Raw genomic sequence first — 13,142 nt, 5'->3', positions numbered from 1 at the left:
CCTTTGCTTACATCTTTTCGGGTGCGTCTACACCGATGATGCCCAGCACGTTCTTGATGGTCTGCACGGTCGCCTGACACAGGCACAGGCGGGCGTCGCGCACAGCCGGCTCGGCATCCATAATGCGGCAAGCGTTATAGAATCTGTGGAACTGAGCCGCCAGCATGACGCCGTACTTGTTGAGCTTGGACGGGTCACGCGACAGCGCAGCCTCACGAATCTCCTCGGGCAGCAGGGCGATAGCCTTGATCAGTGCCTTCTCGTCTGCGTGGGTCAGCACGGTCAGGTCAACATCAGCAGCCTTGGGCACGGATACGCCGTTCTCGGCTGCGTTGCGCAGTACCGAGCAGATACGCGCATGCGCGTACTGGACGTAGTACAGCGGGTTCTCGGAGTCCTGCTTAACAGCCAGGTCAAGGTCGAACTCCATCTGGGTCTCAGCGGCACGGGAGTTGAAGAAGAAACGCGCTGCGTCAACCGGAATCTCGTCGAGCAGGTCGGACAGGGTCAGGCTCTTGCCGGTACGCTTGGACATACGGACAACCTCACCGCCCTGCATCATGCGAACGAGCTGCATGAGCACGATCTCCAGACGGTTCGAGCCGTCCAGACCCAGTGCATCGAGTGCACGCTGGAGACGAGCGACATGACCATGGTGGTCAGCGCCCCAAATGTTAATCACGCGGTCAAAGCCACGGGTGACGAACTTGTTGCGATGGTATGCGATATCAGCTGCAAAATAGGTGTAGAAACCGTTCGCACGGCGCAGAACGTCGTCCTTGTCTGCACCGAATGCGGTGGACTTGAGCCACAGTGCGCCGTCCTGCTCGTAGGTTACGCCTGCGTCAGTCAGCATCTGAACGGTCTCGGCAACCGCGCCAGAGTCGTGCAGGGTGGACTCACGGAACCATACGTCGTAGTGAATCTTATAGCGCTCGAGATCCTTCTGCATCTTTTCGATGTTGTGCGGCAGACCGTAGCCGACGATTGCGTCAAAACGCTCCTCGGGGGTCATGTCCAGCAGCTTGTCGCCGTGCATCAGAACCAGATCGTGCGCCAGCTCGCGGATGTCCGCGCCCTGATACCAAGACGGGTCGAACTCGATTGCGTCCTCGCCCTTGAGCTCCTGAATGTAACGACCCTCAACCGAGTGCGCAAACTTGTCCACCTGATTGCCGGCATCGTTGATGTAGAACTCACGGGTCACGTCGTTGCCTGCCCATGCCAGTACCTCGGCCAGGCAGTCGCCCAGAACGCCGCCGCGTGCGTTGCCCATGTGCATCGGACCGGTCGGGTTGGCCGATACGAACTCGACCATGATCTTTTCGGGCTTTTCAGCCTTGGTCTTGCCGTAGTCTGCGCCGCAGGTCTCAACGGCACGGACTGCGTCCTGATACCAAGCAGGATTCAAGGTAAAGTTCAGGAAGCCGGGGCCTGCGATCTCGATCTTCTCGAAGCAGGTGCCGTCCAGCGACAGATTTTCTACAATTGCCTCGGCAATCTTGCGGGGCGCCATGCGCAGCGGCTTTGCGCACTGCATTGCGAAGGTGGAAGCCCAGTCGCCGTTTGCGGCATCCTTGGGCATCTCAACAGCAACCGGCGGCAGCTCGGCCTGCGGCAGGGTTCCGGCAGCGACTGCCTTGTCGTATGCGGCCTTGACGACGTCGGCAGCGGCCTGACGTGCGGTGTCTAACAGGTTCATAGATAATACACTCCGTAATATTCTTATTTTTTATTTCTTTTTGTATTTACATGGGTTGGGTAGCAACGGTCAGCTCAAAGTGATGGCTGCCTGCAAGATTGTGGTCGACCTCGACCGTGTAATCAATCGCCAGCTCTCCACCGTTCTCGCCAATCGTGTTGCGAATGCGCGACGTATGGGTGGAAATGGTGACCGACATACCCATCGGGGTCTGGTACAGACCGACGTGGCGCTGGTTCTCCAAAAACAGCATCTCGGACGGGCAGGTGCCGGTGCGAATCATGGAGACCGTCTTACCGTCGAGCTTGAGCGTGGTGCGCGTGCCCTCAAGACCGGTAATCTCGCTCTCGTCGTAGGCGATGTAATACTTACCGTTGCGGCGATACAAACGTGCGGCGGTGACCAGATTGATTTCTTCCTGATCGCAGCCTTCAAAACACTGGGTTGAATGGATGGACAGCCAGACGTCTTTCTTGATATTTTCCATGGTTGTCTCCTCCTCTCTGTGTATGAGTCAAAGGGAAAAAAGATAAGGGAATCCCGGCCGCAGCCGAAATGAAGTTTGGATCAAACCTTTTCAAAGGTTTGCAGGTCCTTAGGGCAGCGCCCTAAGCCGCGTCCCGCAGCCCGTAGGCCACTATCCTCATTCCCGCGCCGTGCGCGGATTAAATGAGTGTGACGCGGAACCTCTTTTTGATTCCCGGGATTCGGCCCGGGAATCAACGAATTTATTTTTTTAGTTGATTCCGGCTTTGGCCGGAATCAAAAGAGTCTTGCGCGTCTGCGGACGCGCTTTGAACGAGAGTTCAGTTGAAACCCGGGTCGGACACCGGGTTTCAAGTGGGGATTCCGCGCTCTGCGGAGCGCGGCTCAGGGCTCTGCCCTGAGAACCCGCAGCCTTTGAAAAGGCTGGCGAAACTTTCAGTAAGGGGTGCGGTGGTTTTGCTTAATATGCGTCGATATCGACCTGTTCCGCGGGGAAATCCAGGCTTCCGTTCAAAAATCCCGGTGCGAGCTGATTAAAGCCCTGCGGGTCATCGGACACGAAATACCGGGTTTTTCCCTGTCGTTCCTCTGCCGGAACCAACATGCCGCGGACGCTCTCGGCAGCAGCAGCGCCCGAGTCGATCAGCGTCACGTTTTCGCCCATTTCCGCGGCAACCACTTCGCTCAGCAAGGGATAATGGGTACAAGCCAGAATCAAAGTATCGACGTTTTGTGCCTTAATGGGTGCCAGATACTCGCGCACCACGGTCTCGGCAACGATATCGCCGCAATGCACACGACCGTTTTCCACCAGCGGGACAAGCAGCGGGCAGGGCTGCATGAACACCGCGAGGTTTGGGTCGGCGGCCTTGAGCATACGATCGTACACGCCCGAACGGACGGTCGCCGGGGTGCCGATAACGCCGATCCGGCCGGTCTTAGTCGCAGCGCGAGCGGCGGCGCATGCCGGCCAGACCACGCCGATCATGGGAACGTCGGTCTCGTTTGCGACGATGTCCAGTGCGGTGGCCGACACGGTATTGCACGCGACGACAATCGCCTTGATGTCGAACTTGCGCAGAAAGCGCACGTCCTGACGGGTATATTTTAAGATAGTCTCGGCCGAGCGCGTACCGTAAGGCACGCGTCCGGTATCGCCAAAGTAGATGATATCCTCGTGCGGTAAAATCTCGTGCAGGCGGCGCACGGCGGTCAGGCCGCCCACGCCCGAGTCAAAGACCCCGATGGGACGGTTATCCATGTGCTTCCTCCAGCGCCAGCTCGATCAGGCGGTCGATCAGTGCCGGATAGGACAGGCCGGCATGCTCGAACAGCTTGGGGTACATCGAAATGCTGGTAAAGCCCGGAATGGTATTGATCTCGTTGAACACGATCTCGTTATCCTTATAAGTACAGAAGAAGTCGACACGCGACAGGCCGCGGCAGCCCAGCGCGGTATAGACGCGGACAGCGTTCTTGCGCACGGTCTCGATGGCTTCCTCAGAGATATGCGCCGGGATGTACAGCGCCGAAGTCTCGTCGTTATACTTTGCGTCGAAGGTGTAGAACGTCTGGGTCGGAGCGATCTCGCCGACGGTCGATGCGACCGGGTCGATATTGCCCAGTACCGCGCACTCGACCTCGTGTCCGTCGATAAACTCCTCAACCAGTACCTTGGTATCCCAGCGGAATGCCTCAGCCAGGCCGGAAACCAGGGTGTCAAAATCGTCCGCACGGGCAACGCCGACCGATGAGCCGGACGAGCAAGGCTTGACGAACATCGGATAGGTATTTTTGAGCTTTTCAGCCGCTGCGCGAGCGACTGCCTGTGCGTTCTTCTCGTAGTCGGGACGCAGCGCGATGTAGTAATCGGCCTGACGCACGCCGGTGGTATCGACGATGATCTTGGTCAGGCTCTTATCCATCGAGTTTGCCGAAGCGGCAACGCCCGGGCCGACAAACGGAATGCCCGCAAGGGTCAGCAGGCCCTGAATGGTTCCGTCCTCGCCGCCCATGCCGTGCAGCACCGGGAAGCAAACATCAATGCGCATGGTCTCGCCGGTCTCGGGCAGGATGATGCCGTGGGTCTCGCGGTCGGGCGACAGCAGCGCACGGCGCAGGCCTGGTTCTTTCTCCCATGCTCCGCTCTCGATCTTGTCCGGGTCGGCATTTTCGTACAGGAACCACGCGCCGTCGCGGGTAATACCGATCACTGCAAGGTCATATTTGTTTCGGTCGACGTTCCGCAGGATGGAAGCCGAAGACAACAGAGAAATGCTATGCTCGTTCGACAGTCCGCCGAATAAAACCGCAAGTTTTAACATGTTTTTCCAAACCCTCTTTTACATATTTACTCAGTATTTATTATACGATAAACCAGAAGGAAATACAAACGATTTGCATAAAAAGTCTTCCGAAAAGTGCTCTGTGTCGCTCGCCTCCCTTGTGCACCCTGCGGCACAGCTGTGAACGATTTGTAAATCCACTCTATGCCTCTTGACACGCAATATTATATGCCGTATAGTATTATACAACAAGTAAGGAGGTGTGAGCCGTGTCTTTCCCCATCTCTGCCGCCCTGCTCGATGCAATCGTGCTGTCTGTCGTCTCCCGTGAGGGGACTTATGGCTACAAAATCACGCAGGACATCCGCAAGGTTTGCGACGTTTCCGATTCTACCTTATATCCGGTTCTGCGCCGTCTGCTCAAGGCGGGCGCACTCGAGACCTACGATCAGGCCGTCGATGGCCGTATGCGGCGCTACTACAAAATCACGCCCATCGGCCGCATGCAGCTGATGCAATATCTGTCCGACTGGGCTGACTACCGCGACAAGATCGAATCTGTCTTTTTTGGAGGGAGTTCCAAATGAACGCATACGAATACTTACAGGCGCTGCGCGCGGCGCTCGCCGTCCTGCCGGACGACGAAATCGACAGCGCCATGCGCTACTATGAGGACTATTTCCTGGACGCGGGGGATGAAAACGCAGCCCAGGTCATCGAGCAGCTGGGGCCTCCCGAGCAGGTCGCAGAAGCCATCCTGCGCGACTACACCGGCGTTGCCCGCCGTCGTCCCGAGCGCTTTGAGGAGGAAAAAGCGCAGACCGTGGACGGTGTCCCGCTCGGCCGGGACGGCAAGCCCCGCAAAAAGGGAATCAATCCCTGGATGCTGGCCTGCATCGTGCTGCTCGCCCTGATCTTCGGCCCGGTCGCCATCACCGTCATCGGTGCCATCATCCTCGCGGTCGTCGGTCTGGTCATCGGCATTGCCGCCTGCGTGGTCGCCGTCCCGGCTGCCACCCTGATCGGCGGCGGTGCGCTCGTGCTGTTCTCCTTCCTGCTCTGGGCAACCCCGGCTTCTGCCCTCGCGACGCTGGGCGCCGGTCTGGCCGTCGGCGCGGTCGGTCTGCTGCTCGTGCTGCTGGTCATCAAGCTGTGTATCCTCTTCGTCCCTCCCATCATTCGCGGACTGGTCGCCCTCGTCCGCTGGCCGATTGAAAAAATCCGTAACTGTCTGAATCGAGGTGCGTGAACATGAAATTTTTGGCAAAACTCGCCGTCGTGGTACTCATCCTCGGCGGTATCCTGTTCGCCGCCGGTCACGCCATGGGCGGCTCGGTCTACTCGGCCTGGTACAATGGTGCGCTTCACCCCTTCCGCGAGGCGTTCAGCATCGGCTGGAGCAGCTGGCAAAATGAACGCGGCGATATCGTGAACGATGCCAAGGACGCGGCCCGCGACGCGCTGGATGATGCACGCGATGCACTGGACGATGCGCGGGACGCGGTCGGTCATCACCCGGAATCCGAGCACACCGGCTCCATGCAGAACGGTGAGACCGCCTTCACCGACAACCGCACCAAAAATCTGGCATTCAGCCTCGGACGCGGAGAATACACCATCGTGCGCGGGCAGGACGACCAGTTTTCCATCTCGGGCACCGGTCTGGACGCGCTGACCAACTGGGTCGACGGCGATACGTGGAATATTTTTTACGAAGACCGGCAAAGTAAGCAGGAAGACCGCAAGGTCACCATCACCCTGCCCCAGAATTTCCGTCCCGAACAGGTTGAGCTGAACATCGGCGCGGCCTCGGCTGCGCTGTGTGCGCTGGGCGCTGACGAGATCGAAGTCAATGTAGGTGCGGGCAGTCTGACCGCTGACGCGCTCGATGCGGAAGAACTGGAACTGACCGTCGGCGCAGGCTCGGCCGATGTCAAGCTGGGCGGCGGCTGGAGCGACTACCGCTATGATGTCACCTCGGGTATGGGCAGCGTCACGGCAAACGGCATCACGCTGACCGAGGGCATCGCGGGTGAGGTCGCAGCCGGCAGCGGTTCGCGTCATCTGAACCTTGCGTGCGGTATGGGTTCCATCAACCTGACCACCCAAGCTTAACACAACTCAAACGCGGAAAGGAGCGTTTTTCCATGAACGACAACAAAAACAATACCCCCAAGCGTCTGTATCGCTCGGCGGTCGACCGCAAAATCTGCGGTGTTTGCGGCGGTCTGGCAGACTATTTCGGTCTGGACTCCACCCTTGTCCGTCTGGCCTTCATCGCCCTCGCCGTGCTCGGCTTCTCCACCGGCATCATTCTCTATATTCTCGCCGCTGTGGTTATGCCCGATGAGCCTTGATCTCCCCTGTTTCCCCAGCCTGCCGCCCTCCTGCGGCAGGCTTTTTTGTCGTCAAAATACCGCCCTATTTGCAATTTGTTGATGATTTTCGCCTTGGTCTGTGCTACAATAAAGGCAATCCCCGGAAAGGACGGTTACGAGAGAATGGAAGAGAAAATCCTGAGAGAAACCGACGAGACGGTCAGCACCGATGCCGTGCAGGCAGACGAAATGACCGCACCCGTCGACGACACCCCCGCAGAGCAGGCCGAGCCGACCGAGCAGGCTGTCACGCTGCGTGAGGATAAAGTCCCCGAGAGCGAGGAATACGACGAGGACGAAGAGGACGATGATGAGGAAGAAGACGACGAAGTAGTCGAAGAGGAAGTCGACAACACCCCGCCCTACTGCGACAAGGTGTTCGGCGTCTATCGCCTTGCCCTCTACGGTATCTGCTTCGGCTACGGCGGCGGTCTGCTGGTGACCGGTCTGTTCGGCATCATCACCGGCCGTGAGGTCACCACCTCCTCGATTCCCGGCATCGTCGGTGCGGTCATCGGCTACCTGATCGGTGCATACGCCACCAAGCGCCTGCAGGCCAAGGCAAAGGCTGAGGCCGAAGCCGCAGAAGCTGCTGCACAGTCCACCGAATCGCAGGCAGAATAAAAAAAGACCGCTCCATACGGAACGGCCTGACCGGTTCCAATACGGGAAGCGGAATCAAAACATTCATCTCAGTTTCCATGCTGGGAGCGAAAGACGAGGGTACGAACGTACCCTCTTTTTTATGTCACGGCGACTGCGGTGCACCCTCCTGCGCTTCCTTCAGCCAGCGATAAAATGTACCGCGTGCAACCCCTAGCAAAGCTGCCGCCTGTGTGCCGCTGATCTCGTGCGTCTCGTACATCTGCTGCACCTGACGGAAGGATTCGGGCGATTTGCGCGACGGACGGCCGACCGACTTGCCCGCTGCCTGCGCCTGCTCAAAGCCCTTGCGCTGGCGTGCGCGGAAGCTCTCGCGGTTGGCATCGGCTGCCTGCGCGATCAGTCCCTCGACCACCTCGGAAATCAACTGCTCAACCGTTACCTCGGTGCCTCCGAGTTCCTGCTGCAAGATCGACGGGTCAATGCCCCGCGCTTCCAGCTTCTCGGCCAGTGTCTGTTCAATATCGTTATCTTGAATCTTTTTCAGCTCCGTAAACAGCATAGATACCTCCTACCTGCCCAAATTGCCTCACACGCATCGGGCATTGCCTATCTTCTGTATTTATGATGCCATCTTCGCTTGATTTTTATGGTCTGATTCTTTTACCAAGCATACCACCGATTTTTTCCTGCCGCTACGCAAATCGGTCCCCTTTGCAAACGATTACAAATTGTATAATTTGTTCGTTTGATTATCCCTTTGTCCACATTTCCCACACGTCAGGCGCATATCCCACGGTCGCCTGTTTGCCGTTGCGCACGATCGGTGCGCGCAGCAGCGCGGGTTCTTCGAGCAGTTTTTCTTCCCTGTCCGACTCGTAAGCCAGATACTTGAGCGCCGCTGCTCCCTTGGCCTTCTCGTCGATCAGCGCCTCGATCGATCCAACTGCACGCTTTACGCTGTCGAATTCGCCACGCGACATGCCGTACCGCGCAAGATCGATCGACTGGAACTTAATTCCGCGTTCTTTGAACCATCTCTCAGCTTTTTTTGTGTCAAACGACTTACTTTTTCCAAAAATTTGAATATTCATAAGAGGTCTAACCTCCTGTCTCCCATTGTGTTGTCTCATTATAGCAAATTATTGTTTCAAAAGAAACCCCTTTTTCGGTTATTTAACCTTTTTGTCACCTTTTTTACTGAAATCTGTGTAACTTTAACCAATTTGTCGCGTTTCTTGTCTATTATATTACACTTTACTCTGCTTGCTCCGCATGGCAAACACAAAACCCCTGCTGGTTAGCAGGGGTTTGCATTTGTGCTTAAAAATCGAAATCGCTGATGTCGTCGAAGCTGTCCAGCGAGCAGTCGCCGTCTTCCAGATCATCCAGATTTACAACCGCGAACGGAACTTCGTCATCCAGATCGCTTACATCGTAAGATTCATCGCTCTCCGATGCTTCAAAGTAAATGTCCGGATAGTCGTCGGTGTCCAGCTCAAAGAAGGAGTACTTCTCCTCATCCAAGCTGCCGATCGACTCGACACTATCGTCATCGATATCATATACCTTGAGGCTGGTCAGATCATCATCGGTGTTATTGTAAACGCCAACGATCATCTTGTCGCCGCCATCGGTATATTCCGTGCCGTCAAAGCTGGTTCTGGTCGAGCTGTCGATCCAAACAGCTGCGTAATCGGTCGCATCGTCAAAATCGACTTCGATCGAATCATACGCATCATCATCGTCATCGCTGTCGTCATAGAACAGAACCAGATCGTAGGTGTCTGCATCTGCTGCTTCGTCGATCACGATACCAGCATCATCTGCCAGACCGTCGCCGTCCAGCAGGTCGTCATAGTCGCTGACATCAAAGTCATCTACGTCATCTACCAGATATGCCTCGACGATCTCTCGGCCCGAGGTGTTGACAAAGGCAACAGACAGCTCACCGCGGCTGCTGGTCTTCTTCTCCTTGGTGATCTCGACAGCCTTCTTGGTGATCTCCAGCGTAGCCGATGCCGGGTCCTTATAGTCGAAGCTCAGGGAGTATTCTTCAATATCCGAATATTCCTCAAACTCGACCGTGATGTACCAGCTGGTGTCGCTCTCCAGATCCATGTCGATCTCAACCGACTTGCCGTCCTTGAGCGTGCTGTCCAGCAGATCGTCTGCGTCGTCCAGTTCACTCTTGGAGCCTGCCATGTAGATGGCCTTGATAGTATCGCCCGACTCATTCTTAAAGGTAATCGTCGAGTCGCCGGACGAGCTGCCCTTGAGCGACAGCTTCTTGCTGCTCGAGAAGGTCAGGGTTGCGCTCTTGACCGTGCTGCTCGAGAAGGTTACCTTACCGCTGGAGTACTTATCGCCATCCTCATCGACAACCTGGAAGTACCAGGTCTTGGTACCGTCCAGATCGATGTCGATGGTCTCGTCATCGCCTGCGTCGATGGTCTTGTCCCAGATGATCTCGGAGCTCGAGAAGCTGCTGTCCTTGGACATGTACAGCTTTTCAATATCCAGCTTGGAATTGTTCTCGACCTTGAGTGCGGTGTCGCCAGTCGATACCGTGATGGTCTTGTCGTTTGCCTGCTCGAACTTGCCGTTCTCCTTGAGCACGACGGTGACATAGGCATTAACGCCGGTCAGGTTCAGACCGTTGAAGAACTTGGTGCCCACGCCCTCGGTATAGAAGTCATACAGACGGGTGGTTGCATTGTCCGGTACCGAAATGTAGAACGATGCGGTGCCGTTCTTCTTAAGGGTGGAAGTCAGAACGTTCTTGCTGTACGAATAGGTGCCGGACTGGCCATAGTACAGTGCATTGATGTCTGCGCCGGTCTGGTTAATCAGGTCAACGCGGTAGTTCTTGGAAGATACCACGGGGGCATCCATCGGGTAAGTGACCGTTACCTGCTTGGTGGTCTGGTTCCAAGTGCAGGTGGTGTTACCAAACGCCTGCAGCGCACGCACGTGAACCAGCGTGCGGCCGGACTTATTGATGTATGCAGCCTTGTAGGTGCCGTTGTTTGCCAGCATGTCCTTCTGGACACCGTCCACGGTCAGCTTAGTCGAGCCGATCGGTACCTTGATGGTCTGGCCATCCTTTACCATGGTGACGATGCGGTTTGCTGCATCCCAAGTCAGGCTGCCGCCCATCGCCTCTACCACGCCGCGCAGCGGCAGCATGGTATAGCCGCCGGCATCCAGTGTCGGCTTGCTGCCCTCAGCATCAATCGCCTTGGACGTGCCGTTTACCGTCATGGTCGGGCTGTCAATCGTCAGAACGATGGAGCCCATCGTCGTTGCCGCTGACGCGGTTGCGGGCGCGATTGCCGGCAGTGCGGTCAGCAGCAGAGCTGCGCTCACGATCAGCGCACTCAGCCGTTTTCGCAGTTTCATTGTGATTCCTCCTTATAATCCATCGGACGTCCCTGAATCGTCCCTTATCTAAAAATCCCCCGACCGGTATGGCCGGGGGACTTTTATACCGTGTAGGATTTATTTGCCGTCCATATCGGCGCCCTTGCGATCTACATTGATCTGTACAAAGTAGCTGTAATCGGTGGTATCCACGTCATCCAGAACGATGTTGTCGCCCTGATCGAATACAAACAGGAAGTCAGCGTAGCCGTCATCGCCGTACTCATCGTCGTCAATGATCCAGGAATCACTTGCGCCTGCGCTGATGGAGGAAGAACCAAGCAGATTCTTACTGTCGAAGTCCTTCTCACGATCATCACTCTTATCGCCATCAGCAGCATCACGAACATAAACGCCAGTCAGCTTTCTGTTCTTATCACTGTTGTAAATCTCGAAGACCAGTTCGCCGTCATCCAAATCCTTCGCACCGTCATCGTACTTATCATAGCTGAAACGATCCGAGCTCGTATTGATATTGGTAACACAGACAACACCAATGTCAGAAATATCGGTATCAAACTTGATGGTTTCGACTGCAAATGCATCGTCGTCATCATCAGGATCGTCATAGAAGAGAACCAGAGCTACCTCATTATCCTTCGAGCCATACAGATCGAGATCGAATACGTCGTACTCACCGATATCCAGCGAGCCCAGATCGTCGTAATCGTCCTCGAACTCATCGTAATCGTCATAATCATCGACATCATCAGGATCAACTGCAAAGATCGCATAAATATCCTTATTCGAGGTATTTGAGATCAGCAGACCGGTATCAGCCGACGAAGACGAACCCAGTGCAAAGCCGCTCTTCTTGAGGGTGATGGTAGCGGTCTTGGGCGAGGTGGACGAGAACGTGATGCTGCCGGACTCGATGACGTCGCCGTCCTTATCGTACGCACGGATATACCACTTGCGCATACCGGTCAGGTCGATGCTGAACTTATCGGTATCGCCATTCTTGGTGGTATCGATCAGGTTCTTTGCGTTGCGGAATGCCGAGTCAGTATTGGACAGTGCCATACGCAGCTCGTAAACGGTCTTGCCGTAGCTGTTTTTGAAGGTGATCTCGGTGCTGCCGCTGTTGGTCGAGGTGGACGAGTTCGCGTAGGAAACCTGTCCGTTTGCGTTAAAGGTCACCATCTGGGTGCCCCAGGCAGAAGCCAGGTTTACGTTGGTGTAAGTGACCTGCCAGCCGCTCTGATAAGTGATGCGGAAGTCGTAGTAGGGCTTCGCGGAAGCGTAAGGCAGGGTCATGGTGGTGTAGCCGCCGGCTGCCAGGTAACGGGTCGCCAGCTGCTCGTCAGACCATGCGCCGGTTGCTGCCGAGCCGTAAACGATCGAGGTGATGACGTTGCCGGTGTTGTTGCGGACGGTCAGCAGAACGCTCGAGTCGGTGCCCGAAGCCAGTACGCCGTCGAGTACCAGAGTCGCAGCGTCAGCCGAGGTGATGGTCAGCGAGCCGTAGGTGCCTGCGTTCGAAAAGTCCAGGTTGCGAATGTAGGACTTATAGCCGTAAACACCGGTCAGCTGCATGTCGTACTTGACCTTTGCGAAGTTCGCGGTGACGTTTGCAATGCTGTTTGCGTACAGCTGGGTGGTCAGGATATTGTTGCCCCAATCCTCGGTGCCGGCGGGAGCAAAGCGGATCTCCTTATAAGCAACGGTCGAGGTGTTGGTGATCTTGAGCTGTACCGGCTGGGTCGCCAGCGTAGAGCCTGCGACCATCGGGTAAACGACGGTTGCCTGACGGGTGTCTGCACGCCAGTCAACGGTCACGCCCGGGAAGAACTCCAGCGAGCGCAGCCAGACGTAAGTACGTCCGTTGTCGGTGAAGGGTGCGACAGACATGGACTTTGCCACACCGTTTGCATAAGCGGTCTTGGAACCCAGGGTCATGCTGACCGTGGAGCCGTTATACTTCATGGTAATCTGCTGGTTTGCAGCATTCCAGGAAACCGTGCCGCCCATATTCTCGACGACAGAGCGCAGCGGGAGCATGGTATATCCCTTGTAGAGGGTTGCGCGGGAACCCTCTGCGTCAATGGTGGTAGAAGTACCATTGACCGACATGGTCGGGCTGCCGATGGTGAGGGTAATGGCACCGGTGGCCTTTGCGTCAGCGGCAAAAGCTGCGGGAACCATGGTGGCCATCAGGCAGAGGGCGACAAAGAGCGCACCCAAACGCTTGATGAATTTCATTGAGTAAGACCTCCTCATTTCCGGTTTTTTTCGCCGGACGCTGACGGCGACCGGGCGATAAAG

General features: G+C 56.2%; 13 protein-coding genes. 5 read left to right on the top strand and 8 right to left on the bottom strand.

Translation table 11 applies throughout. The features are described 5' to 3' along the window. Positions 1–7 precede the first annotated feature (7 nt). The 4 genes from argS to B5D52_RS11735 all read right to left on the bottom strand — a co-directional run bounded on the left by argS (position 8) and on the right by B5D52_RS11735 (position 4,512). The gene (gene argS / locus B5D52_RS11750) at positions 8–1,702 is read right to left on the bottom strand and encodes an arginine--tRNA ligase (protein ID WP_016148815.1); all 1,695 of its coding nucleotides are present in this window, start codon (positions 1,700–1,702) and stop codon (positions 8–10) included. Between the two features lie 46 nt (positions 1,703–1,748). Then, positions 1,749–2,189 (bottom strand): YwiB family protein, encoded by a 441-nt coding sequence (locus tag B5D52_RS11745; RefSeq protein ID WP_016148816.1) that lies wholly within the window; start codon positions 2,187–2,189, stop codon positions 1,749–1,751. Positions 2,190–2,648: 459 nt separating this feature from the next. Then, a complete protein-coding gene (gene murI / locus B5D52_RS11740) occupies positions 2,649–3,449 on the bottom strand; it encodes a glutamate racemase (protein WP_016148817.1) in 801 nt (266 codons plus the stop codon). Then, entirely contained in the window at positions 3,442–4,512 is a 1,071-nt protein-coding gene (locus tag B5D52_RS11735) for a D-alanine--D-alanine ligase family protein (protein ID WP_016148818.1), read from the bottom strand. Before B5D52_RS11735 ends, murI begins: the two co-directional genes overlap by 8 nt. Positions 4,513–4,742: 230 nt before the next feature. Between B5D52_RS11735 and B5D52_RS11730 the strand changes: the two genes are divergently transcribed. From B5D52_RS11730 to B5D52_RS11710, 5 genes are all read left to right on the top strand, one after another. After that, positions 4,743–5,060, top strand: a complete 318-nt coding sequence (locus B5D52_RS11730) for a PadR family transcriptional regulator (protein WP_016148819.1) — start codon at positions 4,743–4,745, stop codon at positions 5,058–5,060. After that, positions 5,057–5,722: a DUF1700 domain-containing protein gene (locus tag B5D52_RS11725; protein ID WP_016148820.1), complete on the top strand. Its 666-nt coding sequence runs from the start codon at positions 5,057–5,059 to the stop codon at positions 5,720–5,722. Before B5D52_RS11730 ends, B5D52_RS11725 begins: the two co-directional genes overlap by 4 nt. Positions 5,723–5,724: 2 nt before the next feature. After that, a complete protein-coding gene (locus tag B5D52_RS11720; RefSeq protein ID WP_016148821.1) occupies positions 5,725–6,588 on the top strand; it encodes a DUF4097 family beta strand repeat-containing protein in 864 nt (287 codons plus the stop codon). Between the two features lie 32 nt (positions 6,589–6,620). Beyond that, positions 6,621–6,830, top strand: coding sequence for a PspC domain-containing protein (locus tag B5D52_RS11715; protein WP_016148822.1), 210 nt, complete (start codon positions 6,621–6,623; stop codon positions 6,828–6,830). Between the two features lie 144 nt (positions 6,831–6,974). Continuing rightward, entirely contained in the window at positions 6,975–7,475 is a 501-nt protein-coding gene (locus B5D52_RS11710; RefSeq protein ID WP_016148823.1) for a hypothetical protein, read from the top strand. 124 nt (positions 7,476–7,599) lie between these two features. Here the strand turns inward: B5D52_RS11710 and B5D52_RS11705 are convergent, their stop codons facing one another. From B5D52_RS11705 to B5D52_RS11690, 4 genes are all read right to left on the bottom strand, one after another. Then, positions 7,600–8,016, bottom strand: a complete 417-nt coding sequence (locus tag B5D52_RS11705) for a helix-turn-helix domain-containing protein (RefSeq protein ID WP_016148824.1) — start codon at positions 8,014–8,016, stop codon at positions 7,600–7,602. Positions 8,017–8,206: 190 nt separating this feature from the next. After that, positions 8,207–8,548 (bottom strand): arsenate reductase family protein, encoded by a 342-nt coding sequence (locus B5D52_RS11700; RefSeq protein WP_016148825.1) that lies wholly within the window; start codon positions 8,546–8,548, stop codon positions 8,207–8,209. A 229-nt stretch (positions 8,549–8,777) separates the two neighbouring features. Next, positions 8,778–10,856, bottom strand: a complete 2,079-nt coding sequence (locus B5D52_RS11695; RefSeq protein ID WP_016148826.1) for a stalk domain-containing protein — start codon at positions 10,854–10,856, stop codon at positions 8,778–8,780. 99 nt (positions 10,857–10,955) lie between these two features. Next, positions 10,956–13,079 (bottom strand): copper amine oxidase N-terminal domain-containing protein, encoded by a 2,124-nt coding sequence (locus B5D52_RS11690; RefSeq protein WP_016148827.1) that lies wholly within the window; start codon positions 13,077–13,079, stop codon positions 10,956–10,958. Positions 13,080–13,142 lie beyond the last annotated feature (63 nt).

Origin of the sequence: Butyricicoccus pullicaecorum DSM 23266, from assembly GCF_900167005.1 — a bacterium.
Taxonomy (GTDB): Bacteria; Bacillota; Clostridia; order Oscillospirales; family Butyricicoccaceae; genus Butyricicoccus; species Butyricicoccus pullicaecorum.
The sequence above is the reverse complement of the archived record's forward strand: the minus strand, read 5'-3'. Positions and strand labels throughout refer to the sequence as shown.